This window comes from Bacillus sp. FJAT-18017 (assembly GCF_001278805.1).
Classification (GTDB): Bacteria; Bacillota; Bacilli; order Bacillales; family Cytobacillaceae; genus Bacillus_D.
Map to the genome: position 1 here is coordinate 2461340 of NZ_CP012602.1, position 20726 is coordinate 2482065.

At 43.0% G+C, this 20726-nt stretch carries 20 protein-coding genes; 6 read left to right on the forward strand and 14 right to left on the reverse strand.

From position 1 onward, the window contains the following. Window positions 1–25: 25 nt before the first annotated feature. From AM500_RS11435 to chrA, 5 genes are all read right to left on the reverse strand, one after another. Window positions 26–706: an RDD family protein gene (locus AM500_RS11435; protein ID WP_053599317.1), complete on the reverse strand. Its 681-nt coding sequence runs from the start codon at window positions 704–706 to the stop codon at window positions 26–28. Between the two features lie 160 nt (window positions 707–866). Further along, window positions 867–3320, reverse strand: coding sequence for a DNA topoisomerase IV subunit A (gene parC, locus AM500_RS11440; protein ID WP_053599318.1), 2454 nt, complete (start codon window positions 3318–3320; stop codon window positions 867–869). After that, window positions 3313–5304 (reverse strand): DNA topoisomerase IV subunit B, encoded by a 1992-nt coding sequence (gene parE, locus AM500_RS11445; protein WP_053599319.1) that lies wholly within the window; start codon window positions 5302–5304, stop codon window positions 3313–3315. The genes parC and parE overlap by 8 nt, the downstream gene beginning before the upstream one ends. 285 nt (window positions 5305–5589) lie before the next feature. Beyond that, window positions 5590–6009, reverse strand: coding sequence for a CoA-binding protein (locus AM500_RS11450; protein ID WP_442853206.1), 420 nt, complete (start codon window positions 6007–6009; stop codon window positions 5590–5592). Window positions 6010–6049: 40 nt separating this feature from the next. After that, a complete protein-coding gene (chrA, locus tag AM500_RS11455) occupies window positions 6050–7261 on the reverse strand; it encodes a chromate efflux transporter (protein WP_053599320.1) in 1212 nt (403 codons plus the stop codon). 235 nt (window positions 7262–7496) lie between these two features. On the opposite strand from chrA, the gene plsY reads away from it, so the two are divergent. The 4 genes from plsY (at window position 7497) to AM500_RS11475 (ending at window position 11407) form a co-directional block, all read left to right on the forward strand. After that, window positions 7497–8090, forward strand: a complete 594-nt coding sequence (gene plsY, locus AM500_RS11460) for a glycerol-3-phosphate 1-O-acyltransferase PlsY (protein WP_053599321.1) — start codon at window positions 7497–7499, stop codon at window positions 8088–8090. 253 nt (window positions 8091–8343) lie between these two features. Then, entirely contained in the window at window positions 8344–9447 is a 1104-nt protein-coding gene (locus tag AM500_RS11465) for an ATP-binding protein (RefSeq protein WP_053599322.1), read from the forward strand. 93 nt (window positions 9448–9540) lie between these two features. After that, on the forward strand, window positions 9541–9732 hold the full coding sequence (locus AM500_RS11470) for a hypothetical protein (protein WP_053599323.1): 192 nt from the start codon (window positions 9541–9543) through the stop codon (window positions 9730–9732). A gap of 538 nt (window positions 9733–10270) precedes the next feature. Beyond that, a complete protein-coding gene (locus tag AM500_RS11475) occupies window positions 10271–11407 on the forward strand; it encodes a CapA family protein (RefSeq protein WP_053599324.1) in 1137 nt (378 codons plus the stop codon). Between the two features lie 216 nt (window positions 11408–11623). On the opposite strand, the gene AM500_RS11480 is transcribed toward AM500_RS11475, so the two are convergent. The 8 genes from AM500_RS11480 to acnA all read right to left on the reverse strand — a co-directional run bounded on the left by AM500_RS11480 (window position 11624) and on the right by acnA (window position 19552). Next, window positions 11624–11917 carry a hypothetical protein gene (locus AM500_RS11480; RefSeq protein WP_043930709.1) on the reverse strand — a complete coding sequence of 98 codons (294 nt, stop codon included), beginning with the start codon at window positions 11915–11917 and terminating at the stop codon, window positions 11624–11626. A gap of 13 nt (window positions 11918–11930) precedes the next feature. After that, entirely contained in the window at window positions 11931–12368 is a 438-nt protein-coding gene (locus AM500_RS11485; protein WP_053599325.1) for an acyl-CoA thioesterase, read from the reverse strand. Beyond that, window positions 12365–14665, reverse strand: coding sequence for an AAA family ATPase (locus AM500_RS11490; protein WP_053599326.1), 2301 nt, complete (start codon window positions 14663–14665; stop codon window positions 12365–12367). Before AM500_RS11490 ends, AM500_RS11485 begins: the two co-directional genes overlap by 4 nt. Window positions 14666–14854: 189 nt before the next feature. Beyond that, window positions 14855–15094, reverse strand: a complete 240-nt coding sequence (gene tlp / locus AM500_RS11495) for a small acid-soluble spore protein Tlp (RefSeq protein WP_053599327.1) — start codon at window positions 15092–15094, stop codon at window positions 14855–14857. A 455-nt stretch (window positions 15095–15549) separates the two neighbouring features. Beyond that, complete coding sequence (locus AM500_RS11500) at window positions 15550–15693, reverse strand: acid-soluble spore protein N (protein WP_043930715.1); 144 nt, start codon at window positions 15691–15693, stop codon at window positions 15550–15552. 62 nt (window positions 15694–15755) lie between these two features. Next, window positions 15756–15887, reverse strand: a complete 132-nt coding sequence (locus AM500_RS11505; protein WP_043930716.1) for an FbpB family small basic protein — start codon at window positions 15885–15887, stop codon at window positions 15756–15758. A gap of 173 nt (window positions 15888–16060) precedes the next feature. After that, window positions 16061–16585 carry a peroxiredoxin family protein gene (locus AM500_RS11510; RefSeq protein ID WP_053599328.1) on the reverse strand — a complete coding sequence of 175 codons (525 nt, stop codon included), beginning with the start codon at window positions 16583–16585 and terminating at the stop codon, window positions 16061–16063. A 258-nt stretch (window positions 16586–16843) separates the two neighbouring features. Further along, entirely contained in the window at window positions 16844–19552 is a 2709-nt protein-coding gene (acnA, locus tag AM500_RS11515) for an aconitate hydratase AcnA (RefSeq protein WP_053599329.1), read from the reverse strand. Window positions 19553–19922: 370 nt separating this feature from the next. On the opposite strand from acnA, the gene sspO reads away from it, so the two are divergent. After that, window positions 19923–20072: a small acid-soluble spore protein SspO gene (gene sspO, locus AM500_RS11520; protein WP_043930719.1), complete on the forward strand. Its 150-nt coding sequence runs from the start codon at window positions 19923–19925 to the stop codon at window positions 20070–20072. Window positions 20073–20119: 47 nt separating this feature from the next. Here the strand turns inward: sspO and AM500_RS11525 are convergent, their stop codons facing one another. Continuing rightward, window positions 20120–20380 (reverse strand): hypothetical protein, encoded by a 261-nt coding sequence (locus AM500_RS11525; protein WP_043930720.1) that lies wholly within the window; start codon window positions 20378–20380, stop codon window positions 20120–20122. Between the two features lie 162 nt (window positions 20381–20542). Here AM500_RS11525 and AM500_RS25005 point away from each other — a divergent pair, with 162 nt between their 5' ends. Continuing rightward, window positions 20543–20674, forward strand: coding sequence for a small acid-soluble spore protein P (locus AM500_RS25005; RefSeq protein WP_082347209.1), 132 nt, complete (start codon window positions 20543–20545; stop codon window positions 20672–20674). The last annotated feature ends 52 nt before the right edge of the window (window positions 20675–20726 follow it).

The window sequence follows — 20726 nt, forward strand, 5'->3', positions numbered from 1 at the left end:
TGTAAAACAGAAAAGGGTTTAACAACTATTTTGTTTTAACTACAAGAGTGCCTGCTACAAAGTCATGTAGTGCTCTCTTTTCCTTTGTCCATAGGACCATCAGGAAGCCGACAAAGAATGTCGGGAAAACGTTCAAGTAATTTGCAAAGTACCGTCCAGTCGCACGGGCAAAGCTAATTCTTTCGCCACCTTTGTTAATAACCTTCAGACCCATTGCTATTTTTCCAAGAGTAGCTTGTTTTGCTGAACTCTCCATTCCGGCTTTATAAGCAAGGCCGATGATTAGACCCAGCAAGGTGTAGAAGTTCTGGCTTAGGACGGAAACAAATAGTAAGCCAACTAAATAGCCAATTAAATAGCCAACGATATAGGTAACCACATAATCTATAAGCGATGCGACAACACGCTCGCCGAAGTTAGCAAAACGCACATGTTCCGGTGCAAAAAGAGTATAACCCTGATTCCCATAGTTCGGTTCAGACATGTAAGTAAAACCCTCTCTTCCCTCCGTATGGTTTGGATAAGGACGTACCACAGAATGCGCTTTAAAGTGATAGCCGCACGTCTGGCAATAGGATTCTCCTTCTTTCCTCTCGGTCTCGCAATCTGGGCATACTTCCCTAATATTCCCTTCCAAGTATTCACCACAATTGCTGCAGAAGCGTTCAAATTCATCGTTTTTCGTATGGCAATTAGGACAATGCAAAAAAATCCCCCTCAAAGATATATATGTATATAGATAAGTATAGTATCAGGAAAGATTTTATTCTAGAAAAATGGGCAGATACTTCGAACTATGTTTAACATATAATTTCCTATTCAAAAAAACAGGCTGCCTGTAAATCTGGCAGCCTGTTCGGAATTCTTTATGCCTCTGGTTTTGCTTCGTCTTTTTTACGGGCTTCCTTCCAGAGTGTTGTTACTTTACCGCTTTCCGTTTCATCGACAATGAAGGAACCATTTGAGTAACGGTCACTGAATTTCAAATCATTCGTGTTTATGGCAAAGGTTTGGCCTTTTTCAGTCAGGATGTTTATAACATCGCCACCTTCTGTTGATTCAAAGCCTGTAATCCGGTGAGGGTTTGACTTCAATTCCCGCAGGACGACTACTCCTCGTTTTGCGCGGGTTGCTTTTTCAAATTCCTTTAGTTTCATTTTCTTTAATGCCCCACGCTGTGTGGCGAGAACAATATATTCTTTGCTAGATGGATCGAGCAGCTTTCCACCGACCAAATAGTCTCCGTCCTTGAGATTCATTCCTTTAACCCCGGCAGCCCTGATACCGATTGGACCTACCTCTGCTTCATCAAACCATAATGCATACCCGTAATGCGATATAAGGAACAGTTCCTTGGTACCATCTGTTATATGAATATCGATGAGTTTATCGTCACCCTTCAAGTTGATGGCTGTCAATGCTTTGGTATGCCGGGTTGCCTGATATAGTTTCATCTCAGTTTTCTTGACCATGCCATTCTTCGTAACAAACAGAAGGTATAAGTTATTTTCAAAGCTATTAACCGGTATAGCTTTAATAATCTCTTCATCGCGGTCTATTGGTATGAGGTTGGCAACATGTTGTCCCATGTCCTTCCACCTGATATCAGGAAGTACGTGGACAGGAATATACAGGTAGTTGCCTTTGCTGGTAAACAGCAGCAGGACATCTTTTGTATTCATGTCCAGTTGGGCAAACAGGCGGTCCGAATCCTTCATGGCGGGATCCTGGCCATTTGATGCCGTAAATGAGCGAAGGCTTGTCCGTTTAACATAACCTTCTTTTGTAACTGTTACAATAACATCCTCGCTCGGAATCAATACATCCAGATTAATCTTAATTTCCTCAATTTCTGCTTCAATCTTTGAGCGTCGATTATCGGCATATCGCTTTTTAACTTCCTTGAGGTCCTTTTTGATGACTGACATTAGCTTCTTTTCGCTCTCAAGAATCGCAGTCAACTCTGCAATTTTTTTCTCGAGTTCTTCAGCTTCCTTCATAAGCGCAGTGACATCTGTATTGGTCAAACGATAAAGCTGCAAGGAAACGATAGCCTCTGCCTGGGCTTCTGTAAAGGCAAACTTGGCAATAAGATTATCCTTGGCATTTCGCTTATCCTTTGATGCACGGATAGCCGCAATGACCTGGTCCAGGATAGAAAGAGCCTTAATGAGGCCTTCGACAATATGCTCCCGTTCCCTAGCTTTTTTCAATTCAAACTTTGACCTTCTCGTAATAACATCCTTTTGGTGGCCAATATAAGCATCGAGCATTTCCCTAATACCCATGAGGACAGGACGTTTGTTATGAATCGCAACCATGTTGAAGTTGTATGTAACCTGAAGGTCAGTATTCTTGAGCATATATGCGAGGACGCCATTTGCATCGGCATCCTTTTTCAATTCAATAACAATCCTTAAGCCAGTACGGTCGGTTTCATCGCGTATTTCAGAAATTCCTTCTACTTTCCGGTCAAACCTGAACTCGTCCATCTTCTTAACAAGATTGGCTTTATTAACCTCATAGGGGACTTCCGTGATAACAATCTGCTGCCTGCCTCCACGGAGTTCCTCAATTTCAGTCTTTGAACGGACAATGATTTTTCCACGGCCTGTTTCATAGGCCTTCCTGATACCATCAACACCTTGAATAATACCGCCTGTCGGAAAATCAGGTCCCTTAATAACAGTCATCAATTCATCAATTGAAACCTCTGGATTATCCATCCTCATGATTACAGCATCAATGACCTCCCCAAGGTGATGTGGGGGAATATCTGTTGCATAACCGGCCGAAATACCCGTAGATCCATTCACGAGCAAATTCGGAAACATTGCTGGAAGTACGGTAGGCTCACTGGATGTATCATCAAAATTCGGGATAAAATCAACTGTCTGCTTGTCGATATCCCTTAACAATTCAGTTGAAATCGCAGAAAGTCGGGCTTCTGTATAACGCATTGCCGCTGGAGGGTCGCCATCAATGCTGCCGTTGTTCCCGTGCATTTCAATTAAAACATTACGGACCTTCCATTCCTGGCTCATCCTTACCATAGCATCATAAACGGAAGTATCACCGTGCGGATGGTAGTTACCGATAACATTACCAACCGTTTTGGCGGACTTCCTGAAGCCTTTTTCGTGCGTATTCCCTTCTGCATGCATAGCGTACAGGATGCGCCGCTGTGATGGCTTTAGCCCATCCCTGGCATCAGGAAGCGCCCGCTCCTGAATGATGTATTTGCTATATCTTCCGAAACGGTCGCCAAGGATGTCTTCAAGGGGAAGGTCGCGGAACTTTTCTTCTGCATTACTACTCATTGCTTGCTTCCCCCTCTGCGACACTGACATTTTCATTTTCTAGAATCGTATCCATATCATCTTCGTCGTCCATACCAAAAGCAACGTTGGATTCAATCCATTTACGGCGGGGCTCTACCTTATCACCCATAAGTGTTGTGATTCGCCGTTCTGCACGTGCTGTGTCATCGACGTTTACCCTGATTAGCGTTCGGGTTTCAGGATCCATTGTAGTTTCCCATAGCTGGTCTGCATTCATTTCACCAAGGCCTTTATAACGCTGAATCATATAACCTTTTCCAACCTTCTTGATTGCCCCTTGCAGTTCGTCTTCATTCCAGGCGTATTCTATAACTTCCTTTTTGCCAGCCCCCTTGCTAACTTTAAACAGAGGCGGCAACGCGATGAATACTTTCCCTGCTTCAACGAGCGGTTTCATATACCTGTAAAAGAAAGTCAGCAGAAGCACCTGAATATGAGCTCCATCAGTATCGGCATCGGTCATGATAATGATTTTGTCATAATTGATGTCTTCAACGGTAAAATCTGTTCCAACACCGCCGCCGATTGTGTGAATAATGGTATTAATTTCTTCGTTTTTAAAAATATCCTCGAGCTTGGCCTTCTCAGTGTTTATGACCTTTCCCCGTAAAGGAAGAACTGCCTGGAAACGGCGGTCCCGCCCTTGTTTGGCGGATCCCCCTGCGGAGTCCCCCTCGACTAGATAAAGCTCGTTTTTCTGTGGGTTGCGGGATTGGGCAGGAGTGAGTTTACCTGAAAGAAGGGTTTCCTTCTTGCTCCTTTTCTTGCCTGTACGGGCGTCTTCTCTTGCCTTCCTTGCAGCTTCCCGGGCTTGGTATGCCTTTATTGATTTTTTTATAAGCAGCGTGCTTGTTTCCGGATTCTCTTCAAGTATGTAAGAGAGCGAGTTTGAAACAACCGAATCCACTGCTGAGCGGGCCTCGCTGGTCCCGAGTTTTCCTTTCGTCTGTCCTTCGAATTGAAGCATATCTTCCGGAATCCGAACAGAAACAATCGCTGAAAGGCCTTCTCTTATATCATTGCCTTCAAGATTCTTATCCTTTTCCTTTAAGAGGCCTGTCTTTCTTGCATATTCATTAAAAACCCTCGTCATTGCCGTCTTGGCGCCAACCTCGTGTGTACCGCCGTCCTTTGTGCGGACGTTGTTGACGAAGGAAAGGACATTTTCCGAGTAACCGTCGTTGAACTGGAAGGAGAACTCGACTTCAATTCCGTTCTGTGTCCCATCCAGGCTGACAACCTGGTGCAGGACTTCCTTGCCTTCATTCAAATACTCAACAAATGCTTCAATCCCGCTTTCGTAATGGAAAGTCTCAGATACACCGTTCCTATCATCATGAATATCGATTCGAAGGCCTTTTAGCAGGAATGCGGATTCCCTGAGCCTCTCGCATAGAGTATCGAAGTTATAGGTTAATGTGGAAAATATCGAGGGATCCGGCTTGAAGTGGATTGTAGTCCCTGTTTGGTTTGTTTTCCCTATCTTTTCAAGTGTTGTTACGGGTTTTCCGCCATTCTGGAAGCGCTGTTCATATACAAAACCATCACGTTTTATCGTAACCGTCAGCCATTCGGATAAAGCATTGACAACTGATGCACCTACACCATGAAGACCTCCGCTTGTTTTGTAACCGCCCTGGCCGAATTTTCCGCCTGCATGAAGGACAGTAAGGATGACTTCCGGGGTTGGTTTTCCCGTCTTATGCATTCCTGTTGGCATTCCGCGTCCTTTATCAACGACACTGATTGAATTGTCTTTATGGATTCTGACTATTATTTGATTCCCGAATCCACCTAATGCTTCATCGACAGAGTTATCGACGATTTCATATACAAGATGATGCAGCCCTCTTGTGTCCGTACTGCCGATATACATTCCCGGCCGTTTTCTGACAGCTTCAAGCCCCTCAAGGACTTGAATGGCATCATCATTGTAGCTATAAGCCTCTTGGTTTCTTGCCACTAAAATTCCCCTTTCTTACATGTCAAAAAGGAATATCATCATGAACGAAATACAATCCCTTTATAAAAATATCAAATAATTCAGCAGTGGAACGAATGTTCGTGTCTCTGTACTTAATTTTACCATAACTCGTCCTGCCGTCTATGCTTTATTGTATCGATTAATTTGGATTTGGCAAATGTGTTATTTAAAAAAACGTTTATTTTTAAGCATTGAAAGGGTTTCCACTCCCTATATATACCCAGTATGCATAAAAAAAAGCCGCCTTATCGGCAGCAGACTCAATTATCTTTTTCGGACAAACAGCGCATGGTCAACCTTAATGCAGCGGTCCATCACAACGGTAGAACCTTTGTCTTTAAGTATTTCATAGACATCATCATGCGCAAGCCCAAGTTGTGCCCAAAAAACATCGAAGTCAACATCGACCGCTTCCCTAGCTACATCAGGCAATTGTTCGGAACGGCGGAAAACATTGACTATATCAATATGTCCTTCAATGTCCTTCAAAGATGGAACTGCTTTAACGCCTAGTGCTTCATCAATTGTCGGATTGACTGGAATGATTTCATACCCAGCGTTTTGCATGGCTTCAGAAACCATGTAGGAAGTTTTTTCAGGATTATTGCTTAAGCCTACAACTGCGATTCGTTTTGCTTTTAAAAGGATATCCTTAATCTCTTCTGTACTAGGGTTTTGAACCAATACATTCACTCCTTTTCCTTTTAGCTATAGTGTACATTTTTCAGAAAAAAATACCATTATTTTGCTTGCAGGCACTGGCTAGACTAACACATTCGCTAAAAATAATTTGTCCTATACCGGCTCCTGCGGCAACGACCAGCCATGGTGGAAGCTTCCAAAAGGAAAGCAGGCAAAAGGCACCAGCCAAAAACGCTGCATCTGTTGAAGATGAAATTGAGCTTGTTAATACAGGATCGTAAAAAGCAGCACCAAGCAAGCCTACAACAGCAGCATTCATACCCATAATAGCAGATTGCACCCCTGCTTTTGTCCGAATCAGACCCCAAAATGGTATGATGGCAACTAATAAGAGAAATCCTGGCAGAAAGATTGCTAATGTAGTAATAACTGCGCCGCTCCAGCCCGATATAGCTGCGCCAAGGTAAGATGCAAACGTGAATAATGGTCCTGGGATTGCTTGGGCAACACCATATCCGGCAAGAAACGCTTCTCTTGAAACCAGACCTCCTGCGACAACCTCCTGATCCAGCAGTGGCAAAACAACGTGCCCGCCGCCGAAAACCAGTGACCCAGTCCTATAAAAATCAGAGAATAATTCCAAGCCTGGAACCCCCTTGCTTAAGCCAGGCAAAAAGAGCAGGATGCTAAGGAACAGAGCGGCTGATATCCAACCGGTTCTCCGCGTTACGTGTATAAAACCGGTAGCAGGAGTGGCTGAGCCCTGTATCTTAATAAATGCATATCCTGCCACTGCTGCGCCGACTATAAGGGTAAGCTGAGTGAACGATGATGGATAGAGCAACATTATAATAGCAGCTACTAACGCAATTGTACCTGTCAGTTTGCTTGAAGCAAAATTCTTGGCCATTGAAGATATTGCTAAATAGACAACCGCAGCTGCAACAATTTTCAACCCATGAATCCATCCAGCTTCAACAGGAGAGAAGAATTCGATTAAATGGACAAACAGTGCCATTATAAGGAATGATGGCAATGTAAAACCCAAAAAAGAAATAACACCACCCAGAATGCCTGCCCGTAACATTCCGACACCGAAGCCAACCTGGCTGCTTGCTGGTCCCGGCAAGGCTTGGCATAAAGCTACAAGCTCAGTAAACTCTGTTTCCGACAGCCATTTTTGCTTCTTGACATACTCTTTGTGAAAATAACCAATATGGGCGGTCGGTCCTCCAAACGACGTACAGCCGAGTTTAAAAGTTACGAGAAAAAGTTCAATTAAGTGTTTGCCCATTCTTTATCACTCCTTATTGTCATCCTACCAAAAATAGGTTCTTTGTGAGAAGTAGACAGAATGGCTTTTCCCCTATTAATTTTAAGTTTAAAATAGATACATATTGCGAAAAATGGTATTTCATAAGAAAATGGTACAATAGAAATAACTTCTTTCCGCAGTATGCATTTATCTATTTTGGGTAACGCGTGAGGCTTAAGATTACATAATTTGTTGGGCAAAAGGAGAAAAATGAATGGTTGAATTAATTTTACTTTGTTTACTTGCTTATTTACTTGGCTCAATTCCTTCTGGCCTTATTATCGGCAAAGTGTTCTATAAAACTGATATCCGCCAGCATGGCAGCGGCAACCTCGGGGGGACGAACACGTTCAGGACTCTAGGGAAAAAGGCAGGCTTTGTCGTTACCTTTGCAGATATTTTAAAAGGCACATTGGCAGCTGCATTGCCTATACTTTTAGATATTGATAATATCCACCCTCTCTTAACGGGCATGCTGGCTGTCGTCGGGCATATGTATCCCGTATTCGCAGGATTTAAAGGAGGAAAAGCTGTTGCTACTTCAGGTGGTGTTCTTCTTTTCTATGCACCGCTTATGTTTGCCATCATGCTTGCAATTTTTTTCATCACTCTTTATATCAGTAAGTATGTTTCCCTGGCTTCCATGATGGGCGGGGTAGCGGCGGTCGCCTATTCTTTAGTTGTTCCGCCACGGGATGTCCCCCTTATTATCATTGTCCTTTTATTAACTACTTTTGTTTTTTACCGCCATCGGGCTAACATCGGCAGAATCATCAATAAGACGGAACCTAAAGTTAAGTGGCTGTGAGAATATCTCACAGCTTTTTTTATGGTGTTAAGAAGTTATTAATAGGGATAAAGTTGAAAAAAATGTCTGATATTAGAGAAAAATATCGAAATTTAACGGAAGATTTGTATATTCGTACGATTGTAGGCATATGGATAATTCTGTATTATTAAACTGAATAGCTAATAAACTATTTATTATTCCCCTTTTATATAAAAGATAAACCAATTTTTTATATATTTTTTTCTATCCTAAATAAAGGATGGCGGTAGTAATGCATAAAAATTTTGTGAGCAACATTCCTTTTCCTTGTTTCGTCCTAGATCCCGACTATCAAATTCTAGTTATATCTAAAGGGGCACGGCCAATTTTTTCTGTTGATATTGCAGATTCTTTTTTCGACATGATTGCTCCTCCCTATCACCAAAAGGCATTATCATTCCTGGAGTCCTCTGAAGATAATAGCTTTATTGAAATCCCGTTACTTGATAAGTGGGATCATGTATATTATCAAATCTATAAAACAAGGGATGCATTAGGTAATATTCATATTTTTTGTCTTCTTATATCCGAGGAGGCGGCCCAGTTACGGGTTGCAATGGACAAGATGGAAAAGAAAATGTCTGATTTTAATATGGAACTCCTTCATAGAAAGAAGAACATAGAAGAAAAGATCCAGGAAATCCGCCAGGCTGAGATAGGGGCAGGATACCGGGAAAATATTGGCAAGCTTGCTGCCGGTATTGCCCATGAAATCAGGAATCCACTAACCACTGTTAAAGGATTTATCCAGCTGCTTAAACCTCAGCTGAAGGAATTGGGCAAGGAACAATATGCGAATATTGCTCTTGATGAATTAAACAGGGCCAATGAAATCATCTATGAATTTTTAAATGCAGCCAAGCCCGCTTCTAACCAGGCTAGAGATACAACCTACAACACATTGATTAGGGAGATTATTCTCCTATTCGAAAGTGAATCACTCCTTAGAAATATTGAGCTTGCCTCTTCTCTTTCCAACGAAGATGCTGTTCCAGTCCTTGAGCCTGGCCGTCTTAAACAAGTGCTGGTCAATATGATTAAAAATTCAATGGAAGCCCTGGACGGATTTGAGACTGAAAAGAAAAAACAAATCATGGTTCAATCAAGAATCGCCGGGGCTAATTTCATTATTCAAATAAGTGACAATGGCAGCGGAATGGATAAGGAAACCTTATCCAGCCTGTTTTCTCCGTTTTTTTCTACAAAAGAACATGGGACGGGTATTGGGTTAAATGTCTGTTTAAAAATAATTGAAGATGCTGGCGGAAACATTACGGTAGATAGTACTCCTGGCAACGGAACAACATTCTGTATGGCTCTTCCCCTTGCAAGTTAATTTTCATGAATCGTTCAAAACCTTCCCGGTATTGCTTAGAATCATCCTTTACAATAGTGGTATATGCATCCTTAATTGAAAGGAGATTAGAATATGCAAGGGATTCGCGCGATTAGAGAAGAGATGGCGTTCTCGACGGTGGTCCTGCCCACCGGTCCTAAAGATGAGTTTATAGTTGAATTTTTTTCATATACACCTACCTGGGAAAACTCCGTGGCACCGGTAAAGGTGACGACGAATTTTGATGAATTAATTTGCTTTTTTGAGGAACTTGAAGAGGTATAATTATTTAATAAAACTCGCCAGTTGGCGGGCCAACGGCGAGGATTGCATGTATGGGCTATAGGTTTATCCTTTTCTTTAGCACATAAAAAATGGTGTCCCTTCATTTGGGACACCGTTTTATACTTTTAGGAGCTGGAACCTGCCTTTACCAAGCACATCCTTAACGTAATCCAGTTTTGTGCTGGAGAAGTACGCGAAATCCTGTTCGTGGATGATCATTTTCAAGTCCTTGTATTCAAATTCCAGGTCATTCGATAATTTCTGCTCTTCCAGAGACAGATTAAGCTTTGGCCCGCCTCAGCCTATTCCCATGGCCAAGCGGAGAAATAGCTGTTCATCTCCTTTTGCTTCCTTTTGGACCGCATTGGATAAGGTTTGATACGCGATTTCTGTAATAGTAAACATTAAAACCACCCTTTGGAAAATGACTCCTATTTCACCCTAAACGTTAGATGCATGTGAGATAGGGAAATCTTCTATTAATGATAAAGTACTTCGCAAATCTGTGAAAATGATTTGCCTGACTAGGAGGATCCCTATGAAGAAATCACCGATTTTTAAGCGAATAGCCGCGATGGGAACTGTCCTGCTTTCTGTTTCCCTTTTTAGCGGCTGTGCAAACGAACAAGCTAGGCCAGAGCCTCAACCTCATCAAGAACGTTCTTATGAAGTCCAGGCCAAGACATTTGAATCAAAAATAACACTTGGGGCAATTGGAGATATTTTAATACATGACCTGGTATATGAAGATGCAAAAAAAGCAGAGGGTTATGATTTTAAACCAATGTTTAAACCTGTTAAAGAAATGCTGAGTACCCCCGACATCCTGACTGCCAATCAAGAGAGCCTGGTTGGAGGTGAGGCGCTTGGGATTACCAGTTATCCTAGCTTCAATAGCCCTTTTGAGCTTTCAGAGGCAGTTATGGACGCAGGAGTCGACATCGTTTCGACAGCCAATAATCATTCTCTTGATAAGGGTTACCGGGGTGTTGAAGCGCAGATCGCCTATTTTAAAAAAATTGGCCTTCCTTTTGTCGGGACAGCCACTAGCCAGGAAGCTAGAGACAAAATTGTCACGATGGAAAAGAACGGCATCACGCTTGCCTTTTTATCATACACATACGGAACCAATGGTATCCCGATTCCTGAGGGTAAGGAGTTCTCTGTAAATCTTATCGACCGCGATTTGATGAAGGATGATATTTCCAGGGCTAAAAAAGTCAGTGATGCAGTTGTAGTCAGCATTCACTGGGGTAACGAATACCAGCGCTATCCAGTGGATGAACAAAAGAATCTCGCTCAATTCCTGGCCGACTCCGGTGCGGATATCATCTTCGGTTCACATCCGCATGTATTACAGCCAATGGAATGGATTGATGGCCCAAATGGCAAAAAAACCTTTGTCATATACTCGCTTGGTAATTTTATTTCCGCCCAACTCCGCGATTATAAAGATATAGGCGGCATGGTGACTCTAGAAATAACAAAAAAGATTGATGAAAACGGCTCACACATTGCGTTAGCAAAGCCAGACTTTTCACCTACCTTTGTCTACCGGAAAAATGGCCGAAACTTCCGGGTTGTCCCTATGGAAAAAACGGGTGCATACGGTATTGCCAATCCTGAAGAAATGACAGCTGAAACTATGGCCCATATGACACAATGGCTCCGTTGAAATCGGGGCTTTTTGTGCAGGGGCGGAGCTGTGTGATGGAATAGGTACTATACTTTGTATACAGCGATTATAGGTTTTTTTAAAATGCAAAGTTTTGTTTTTTCTTTTAATTTAGGATTTATTGCTTTTATAGTTTGGTCTTTAAATTAGGTTGATGGGAATCGTTTTATCAAGCATTAAAATAAAATAGGCGGACCAATTCAGTCCGCCTGCCAATCAATCCAAAAGTTGTGCTTCCAAGCCTTCTGCTTCTAGTATTTCTTTTTCTCTATAACCAATCAGGTCAAAATGGGAATAGCCATCGGGACGGTGATGGATCCATTCCTTTTTTAAACCATATTTCTTTCCCCATTCCGCTAGCTTCTCGATATTATGGCAGCCGGCTTTTGTAACGGTCTTGCATCCCGGGAACCGGTCATCAAGCCAGTAATGAGTCAAAAACGCAATTTCTCCGCTATCGATTTTTCTTTTCCATTCAGTAACATCTTTCCGTTTCAATCCGAATGCCAATGGCCTTCCCCCTTCACTCTTCAGCAAGAACGGGTTTTTTTGCTGCTTCCTCATATGCTTTGTGCCAATCAGGGTATTTCTTTTTTAAAGAAATCGGCTTGAATGTTTCCCTATTGGCGCATATATGGACAGAGCTGCCTGTAACAGCCAATTCTCCATCTGTTGTTAATATCTCATAGCCGTATTTCACTCTAAAGCCGTTATATTCCTCAACCCATGTCTTAATCTTTGCAGTTTGTCCGTATCGTAACGGTTTCTTATATGAGGCCTGTATATCGATTACAGGCGAAATAATCCCGTCCTCCTCCATCTGGGCATAGCTGAATCCTAAATCCCGTATGAAACTCGTCCGGCCAATCTCCATCCATACAAAGTAGTTGGCATGGTAAACAACGCCCATCTGATCTGTTTCTGCATAGCGGACCTCAACGCTCGTTTCACTGATCATCATTCTTTTTCCCCTTTTCGTATTTTCTCTAAGGCTTTCTGTACATCTGCCAGGCCGAGCTGTGAGAGCTTCTCGGCATCGGCTGAATCAATGTCATCCATTAACGAGAGCCTCAAGGACTGGGCCTGGACCGCCTCCTCAATAAGATTCGCGGCAAACCTTCCATTTCCTGAAACCAACGAATCCTTGAGAGATTCAAGAATATAGCCCTGCGCATCTTTGGAAAGCCTGTATTGATAAGTTTCTGCATAGTTTATCATAATTTCGAGAAGTTCCTCTGTATTGTAATCGGGAAAATGGAAGAACTTTTTAAAGCGAGACCGTAACCCGGGGTTGAATTCCAGCAAAGCCTCCATCTGTTTCGGATAACCTGCAAGAACAATAACCAAATTTTCATTATGTCTTGTCATTTCATCAACAAGTGTATCAATGGCTTCCTTGCCGAAATCACCACTTGACGTACTAAGCAGTGAATATGCTTCATCAATGAACAGAACTCCTCCCAGTGCATCTCGGACTTTCTTTCTCGTCTTCTCGGCTGTTTGGCCGACATAACTGGCGACTAGGTCCGCCCTGCTGGCAATCACCAAATGGCCACGTTTTAAAAAGCCGTTTTCTTTTAAAAGCTCAGCATAAATTTTTGCGACGGTTGTCTTCCCTGTCCCGGGGTTTCCAGTAAATACTGAATGCAGCTGGATTGGGACCGATGGCAAGCCGCTGTCTCTTCTCATTTGCTGGAGTTTGACGAAGGCAGCCTGGGTTTTCATCTCTGCTTTCAAGGAATGCAAGCCAATCAGGCGGTCAAGTTTTTCAAGGGGACGGTTGCGGTTTTCCTTGACTGGCAGTTTAAAGTCATTTCCGTCTAATATGGAGAAGCGGAGAATGTCCAACATGTTGTCTTCTCGTGCTGCTCCCTTCCTGAAAATGGCCTCAAGAACAAGATTATGAACAGTTCTTGCGTTACCGAACGTTTCGTCTACCCTTTCACGTTCAAGACGTTCCTCTAGTGCGATTTTTGCCCCTCTTGTTAACAAATAGTCATTATCCTCGGCAATTTTTCCGGCGATTGTAACTAATTCCTTATTCGTATAGTCTCGAAGGAAAATTTGATTCGATTGAGGAAAACGGCTGCGCAGGCCCGGGTTCGCATCGAGAAAACTCCTCATTTCTTCAGGATAACCCGCCAGGATCACAGCGAACTTCCCTCCAAATTCCTCTCCGGTCATCAATGAAACGAGGGTGTCGATGGCAGCCTGTCCATAATCGTTCCCGGTCTGGCCTTCCCGTTTTAGGCTATAGGCCTCATCTATGAACAAGACTCCACCAATAGCGTTACTCACAATCGAACGGACATTTTCTTCAGTCTGGCCGACGAAAGACCCTACTAACTGAGATCTATTTGTTTCTATGACTTCTTCCCTTGGTAAAAAGCCAAGCTCGTGAAAGATCCTTGCCAAAAGTCTGGACAGTGTTGTTTTTCCAGTGCCCGGGTTGCCGGTAAGGACAAAATTAAGACTAAGCTCATCTTTCATTTGGAAGCCAAGGTCTTTACGCTTTTTTTGAAACTTAAGGTACTGATAATAATCTTTGACCCGATCTTTAACAGTTTCAAGACCGATCATCTGATTTAATTCATCAATCGCATTCACTGTTGCTTCATTTTCTGCCTCAGTGGATTCTGTAAATTGGGTGGCCCATTCTTTTTTAATTGCCTTTACCTGTTCAAGTCTAATTGACAATTCATCAATATAAGCCGCTGTGTGGAAAACTCCTGTAATCGATTGTTCGTATTCCTCGGCAGCTTTTAAAAGTTCGCTCGCTGATTTGATTGCATCTAACATCAAGTTATAGAGCTTTGCCTGTATAGGGTCCAGTGCGCCTTGTAGAGAGTGGTCCAATTGATCAAGCTGATCATCAGCCTGTTCAAGGAAATTTCGGCAAATTATTATATATTCTTCGGCGATTTTCTTTTTGGTCGTCCGATTATCCGTTTCCCTGATAGGGGGAAAATCCAGAGAATCTAAAAATGGTGCCGCAGTGCGCCAAGTAGTTTTGCTTAAAAAACCTTGTGCTTCGAGATTGGATGGATCCAGTTCTGCAGCGCGTTTCATCCAGACAATTCCGAGCCGATCCTTTTTGTCTTTATGGAGGCGGGATTTTCCAGCCATTGCCAGCAATTGTGAAATCTCTTTAGTCTCAAGTTCTCGATCATGCTCCATTATGTAAGCGAGTATCTCAGCCTCGTCATTGATGTAACCTTTTTGTTCCAATTCACTTTTCCATATCGTTTGCTGCTGCATAGTGCCTCACTTCTATTAAATGTTTTTTACTATCGTACCATATTGTGTACAATGCTGCGAAAAGTGCGCTTAAAAGGAAAAAAGACCCCATTTAAAGGTCTTCTTTCCTGTTGATTACGTCTTCTGACGGGTTCCCTGCTCTTTTATTTAGCTGAGGAAACGATTAAATAAATATAGTGCCTAAACCAATTATTCCAGGTTTTGGCCGTTCGCGCGGGCTTCATCTTTAACTTCGGCCCTTAATGCATCCAGGCTTTCACGCCTACGTGCATTTTTTTCTTCTACTTGCCTTCTTGTTTCGGAACTGTCAGAAACGGCAGCGGTTTCTTCGGCTGCTTCCATATTTTCAATTGTGTTATGGATCATTTGCTGAAGCTTTTCGACGTTATCACTGCGGTCATCTGGCTTTGGCTTGTTTCCAAATGGCATGCTATTTCCTCCTTCTGTTCTTTGGAATCAAGCTTATTTTTTACGGTTTGACGAAAAATATCAACAGTTTTTTTGGGAATAAGTAAAGTGCAAGCGCCTTCGTGATAGGCAAAGATGGGCCTCGAGCCAGGCAAAGAGCCGCCTGTCTCTGCGATGTTAATTCACGGATGCTTTCCTTTGTGTCCCTGCGATGATTATTCTTAGAAGCTTTTCTTAGTGGTCAGCGCCGTATGGACCGAAGTACACTAGGCGTTAGGCGCTCCTAGAAAATCCTCATTACGCTATCGCGTAATTTCGTGCGATGCATTTTCGGGAAGCTTTCCTTGTGCTATCGCTTTTTCTTCGTGCAATGTTAATGCCGCCGAAGCTTTCCTTGTGGAGCAAACAAGAAAAAGCCCTGGCAATTAGCCATGGCTTCTCCCCTATACCTTATTTGTGCCGCTTCTTGCGGAAATTTATTCGCCTTTAGTTTGGATTACTTGGGCGTGTTTACCTGAAGTATCGTTCATTTTTTTCCCTTTATTTCCGCTAAAACCTCTTGGCTGAGTCCCAAGATGGCTAGGTACATGGTGTTTGCTATCGCGTTTTGGATTTCCCATCTTCATCCCTCCTGCAATTATTTTTGCCTTTGAGGTAAAAAAGATGAGTGGTAAACAATGTGTTATTCAGCCTTGCCGAGGCGCTTGGCTTCTAATCGAAGCTCGATTTTTTCCATGGCTTCATGATCTTTCAGAAGCTGGCTTTTATTTTCGGAAACAAGCTCAGCAAATGTCCGTTTTCGTGGCTTTCGCATGGTATCACCTTCCTTACTACTATTCTAACAGTAAGTATGCCCGCAATCGCTTTCAATTATTACAACTTTTTGAAAATTTAATCGAGGGAATAACTGGAAGGTAAATACCATATATCTTTTGATTATTCATGGAACCAAAAAACCGCCAGGAGTGAACCTGACGGCTTGTTTGTTTATTGGAGGTCTTCCACATACTGGACCATAGCATCATGAGGCATTGCCCCTATGAATTTTTCCTGGATAACCCCATTGCTATCAATGAAAAATGAAGTAGGGATTGAAACAACTTGATATTGTTGGTTCACCTTATCTTCTTCATCAAGAAGAATCGGAAAGGTTATTCCATTTTCATCAATGAATCCCTGTACATCAAGCTGGGGGTCGATATTTACTGCAAGGATGACAAGATCTTCAGAAGCTTCTTCATGTAGCTTCTGCATGTCGGGCATTTCTTTTTTACAAGGTGCACACCAGGTTGCCCAGAAGTTCAGCATGACCTTTTTGCCTTTCAACTCGGAAAGTTTGACGGTATCACCTTTTAATGTTTTAAGTTCAAAATCCGGGGCTTTTACACCTGCTTCAAGTATTTGAGCCGAAGCATCTTTTGATGGCTCTTCTTTTTTATTATCAAGTGATACAAACATGGCAATGGCCATCAATGCGAGTATTAGAACGCTGGCTATCCACTTTTTTGCCATTGTAGCGCCCCTCCTTTTTAACTACTATCCCGATTTTACACTATCTAAAGAGAGGAAATAAAGGTAATTGCATAAGAAATCGTGCCGATACTGTGACAATGGACACTTAGGCCTTATTCACCACCATGTAGCGGGCATTCCTCGTATGTTGCATAATATTCAGCTAGAAAACCTTTGAACATTGTATATTGACAAATGCGAAGCCTCCAACAAATAAAGACACCATACGATTGTATGGTGCCCTAAAGTATCAAAAGTTTATGCCTTCAATTTTTCACGAAGAACCATTGGAAGGATACCGCCATGACGATAGTAGTCAATTTCAACTTCAGAATCGAAGCGGACAAGCACTTCAAATTCTGTTACGTTACCGTCTTCATCGACTGCTGTCACTTTCAGAAGATCACGAGGGCGAACGTTCTCATCTACTTGTACAGTGATGGTTTCTTTTCCTGTTAGCCCAAGTGTTTCTGCACTTTCGCCTTCCTTGAATTGAAGCGGCAGAACGCCCATCATAACAAGGTTTGAACGGTGGATACGCTCAAAGCTTTCTGCGATGACAGTCTTAATTCCAAGCAGGTTTGTTCCTTTTGCAGCCCAGTCACGGGAAGAGCCCATTCCGTAATCTTTGCCGGCGAGAACAACAAGGCCTGTGCCTTCTTCTTTGTACTTCATGCAGGCATCGAAAATTGTAGTCACTTCACCCGTTGGCCAGTAGGTTGTAAATCCGCCTTCTGTGCCAGGAGCAACCTGGTTACGGATTCGGATATTGGCGAAAGTACCGCGCATCATGACTTCGTGGTTACCACGGCGTGAGCCATATGAGTTAAAGTCGCGTGGCTGAACACCTTTTTCAAGCAAATATTTACCTGCAGGAGTGTTTTTGCCGATTGCCCCAGCCGGTGAAATATGGTCGGTTGTGACGGAATCGCCAAACTTGGCAACAACACGTAGGTTTGCAAGAGGCTCAACCTTGCCTGGCTCTGGAGACAAGCCTTCAAAATAAGGCGGGTTTTGGATGTAGGTAGAATCCGCATCCCAGCTGTAAAGCGGCTCATTGCTCGTCTGGATTTCATTCCAGCGCTCGTTGTCACTGAAAACATTTTCATATTCTCTTCTGAACAATTCAGGAGTAACGGTTTTTCTAACTACTTCATTTACTTCTTCAGTTGTTGGCCAGATGTCCTTGAAGTAAATATCGTTTCCATCGCGGTCCTTGCCGATTGGCTCAACCTGGAAGTCAACGTTCACATTACCTGCAAGTGCATACGCAACAACAAGTGGCGGAGAAGCAAGATAGTTAGCTTTTACTAATGGATGGATACGTCCTTCAAAGTTCCTGTTGCCTGAAAGGACAGACGTAACAAGAAGATCGTTATCCGCAACCGCTTTTTCGATTTCCTCGCGAAGCGGTCCGGAGTTTCCGATACAAGTTGTACAACCGTAACCAACCAGGTTGAATCCAAGTGTTTCAAGGTATGGAAGCAAGCCGGAATCACGGAGATATCCTGTAACTACCTTAGAACCAGGTGCCAGTGATGTTTTAACGAACTTTGGTACTTCCATTCCAAGCTCGACAGCTTTTTTCGCTACAAGTCCCGCTCCAACGAGTACATATGGATTGGATGTATTTGTACAGGAAGTAATCGCCGCAATAGCGACTGCGCCTGTCTTCATTGCTGTCTGGTCGCCGTTGTTGAAGTTTACGGTAACTTCCCTGTCAAGCTCCTTCTCCTTCAACCCGAATCCCTGATTTCCTTGAGGGGCGCTGACGGCTTTGACGAATTCTTCTTTCATTTTTGAAAGAGGAATCAAATCCTGCGGGCGCTTAGGACCGGACAGGTTGGCTTCAATAACGCTAAGGTCAATTTCAACTACATCGGTGTAAACTGGTTCAATCGCTGGATCAAAGAACAGCCCATTCGCTTTGCAGTATGCTTCAACGACGTTTACTTGTTCATCATCACGTCCAGTTAGGCGCATATAGTCAAGAGATTCGTTATCGATCGGGAAGAAACCGCAAGTTGCGCCGTATTCCGGCGCCATGTTGGCGATTGTCGCACGGTCTGCAAGTGGCAGCTGCGATACTCCAGGTCCGAAGAATTCAACGAATTTGCCGACTACGCCGTGGCTTCTTAGCACTTGTGTAACCTTCAATGCAAGGTCAGTCGCAGTAGCGCCATTTGGAAGGGTGCCTACAAGCTTGACACCGATTACTTCAGGAACAGGGAAATAAGACGGCTGGCCAAGCATTCCTGCTTCAGCTTCAATACCGCCTACACCCCATCCTAGAACGCCAAGGCCATTGATCATCGTTGTATGCGAGTCTGTCCCGACTAGAGTATCAGGATATGCTTCCAATTCTCCATCTGCTGTCTCGGCAACATGGACAACATCTGCCAGATACTCCAGGTTTACCTGGTGGACTATACCGGTTGCAGGCGGTACAGCGCGATAGTTATTGAATGCCTTTTGTGCCCAGTTCAAGAACTGGTAACGCTCTGCGTTACGCTCGAATTCAAGAACCATGTTGGCTTCAAGTGATCCAGGGCCGCCGTATTGATCAACCTGTACAGAGTGGTCAATGACAAGATCGACAGTCTTTTCAGGATTGATCTTATCAGGATCACCGCCCAGGTCTGCTACTGCCTTACGAAGCGAGGCAAGGTCAACAACGACCGGAACGCCAGTGAAGTCCTGAAGGATGACGCGTGATGGTTTGAATGGAACATCCACATCACGGACTTCGCTTGTGCCCCATTTTGCCAGGTTTTCAACATGCTCCTTTGTGATGACACGGCCATCATTCTGGCGAAGCACCGATTCTAAAAGAACTTTAATGGAATAAGGCAAGTTTGCGACTTTGCCAGCGCCTGCTTCCTCAAGAGCAGCCAGACGGTAGTAATGGTAGCGTTTACCGTTAGCCTCAAATGAAGAGCGGGCATTAAATACATCATGATTTGTCATATGTAAACCCCCTTCTTTCTTCAACACAATAATATAGTAAAAAATTCTAAAAGTCGAAAAGTTTGAACTTCTCCCATCCTCCACGACTTTTCGCACAATTATATCGTAATATAACGAGATTGCTATGTAAATAATTAGAATGTTATTGATTTCAATAAGTTTTTCTTATACCAAAAACAAAAATAGATCTGTATTTTTGTTTTTGGAGTATTTTTCACAATCAGTTACTGCCACAACTCTTTATTGTGGTTTTAATCTCAAAATGGGTCCGCTAAATCGTCAGGAGGTAAAAAACAAATAAAGTTATGGTAAAAAAGCAAATCATGCTTTTTGTGAATAAGGAAAATATATAAATAGGGGGTGATTAATCGTGGCGAAAAAAAGAGCGAATCATGTGCGTCCTGGTATGAACGCGGCCAAGGCGCAGGGTATGGGTGCTGGATATAACGAAGAAGCTGGAACTGAGCAATTAACGGAGATGGAAAGGCAAAACAATAAAAAGAGGAAAAAGAATCAATAGGCAGCAATAACAGTTAAAGGAACAAGCGAGTGCTTGTTCCTTTAGTGTTATTGGAAATTATTCACTTCATCAACAATAGACCGTAAATCCTGCCGGAATTGTTCCAGCTGGGCACGCTGATGTTCAGATGCGACTTCGAGGGCATTTTCTATTTGTGAATATGCTTCATTTACTTCATTTTTCAAATGCTTTAGTTGGTGGCCGTAGCTTGCACTGTCTCTGATGATTTCCGTATAAAGTTCGTGAGCTTCTTCGTATCCTTGCTGAGCCGCCTGAAATGCTTGCTGTTTATTCTTGTGGTAAGGCATCGTGTTGTCCACTCCTTAAATAGGTTAAGCATGTACCGCGTACCGTTAAAGTGTGCACTTTGCATTAAATTATTCAAGGGGCTTAAAATGCTTGGCATGGATGTTTTCGGAAGGGATAAAACAACTTGCCGGGTCCATCCTAATGAGTAGGAGGGATGAAAAATGGCGAAAAGTAATCGTAGCAACCGTGAGCTTGTCCAGAATAGCAGCCAGCCTAAACCGCTTAGCGGATCCCATAAAGTAAAAAACCGCCAGCATTCGAGGGCGAAACACAACACCCATCATGATATGTAGCATAAAAGAAGCGTCCGATACGTAATCTATCGGACGCCTGTTTCCATATAGG

Coding starts and splice junctions, on each gene's coding strand:
- parC (WP_053599318.1), bottom strand. CDS start 3,320: ATGAGTAGTAATGCAGAAGAAAAGTTCCGCGACCTTCCCCTTGAAGAC.
- chrA (WP_053599320.1), bottom strand. CDS start 7,261: ATGGGCAAACACTTAATTGAACTTTTTCTCGTAACTTTTAAACTCGGC.
- plsY (WP_053599321.1), top strand. CDS start 7,497: ATGGTTGAATTAATTTTACTTTGTTTACTTGCTTATTTACTTGGCTCA.
- AM500_RS11465 (WP_053599322.1), top strand. CDS start 8,344: ATGCATAAAAATTTTGTGAGCAACATTCCTTTTCCTTGTTTCGTCCTA.
- AM500_RS11470 (WP_053599323.1), top strand. CDS start 9,541: ATGCAAGGGATTCGCGCGATTAGAGAAGAGATGGCGTTCTCGACGGTG.
- AM500_RS11475 (WP_053599324.1), top strand. CDS start 10,271: ATGAAGAAATCACCGATTTTTAAGCGAATAGCCGCGATGGGAACTGTC.
- AM500_RS11485 (WP_053599325.1), bottom strand. CDS start 12,368: ATGATGATCAGTGAAACGAGCGTTGAGGTCCGCTATGCAGAAACAGAT.
- AM500_RS11490 (WP_053599326.1), bottom strand. CDS start 14,665: ATGCAGCAGCAAACGATATGGAAAAGTGAATTGGAACAAAAAGGTTAC.
- tlp (WP_053599327.1), bottom strand. CDS start 15,094: ATGCCATTTGGAAACAAGCCAAAGCCAGATGACCGCAGTGATAACGTC.
- AM500_RS11500 (WP_043930715.1), bottom strand. CDS start 15,693: ATGGGAAATCCAAAACGCGATAGCAAACACCATGTACCTAGCCATCTT.
- AM500_RS11505 (WP_043930716.1), bottom strand. CDS start 15,887: ATGCGAAAGCCACGAAAACGGACATTTGCTGAGCTTGTTTCCGAAAAT.
- AM500_RS11510 (WP_053599328.1), bottom strand. CDS start 16,585: ATGGCAAAAAAGTGGATAGCCAGCGTTCTAATACTCGCATTGATGGCC.
- acnA (WP_053599329.1), bottom strand. CDS start 19,552: ATGACAAATCATGATGTATTTAATGCCCGCTCTTCATTTGAGGCTAAC.
- AM500_RS11525 (WP_043930720.1), bottom strand. CDS start 20,380: ATGCCTTACCACAAGAATAAACAGCAAGCATTTCAGGCGGCTCAGCAA.
- AM500_RS25005 (WP_082347209.1), top strand. CDS start 20,543: ATGGCGAAAAGTAATCGTAGCAACCGTGAGCTTGTCCAGAATAGCAGC.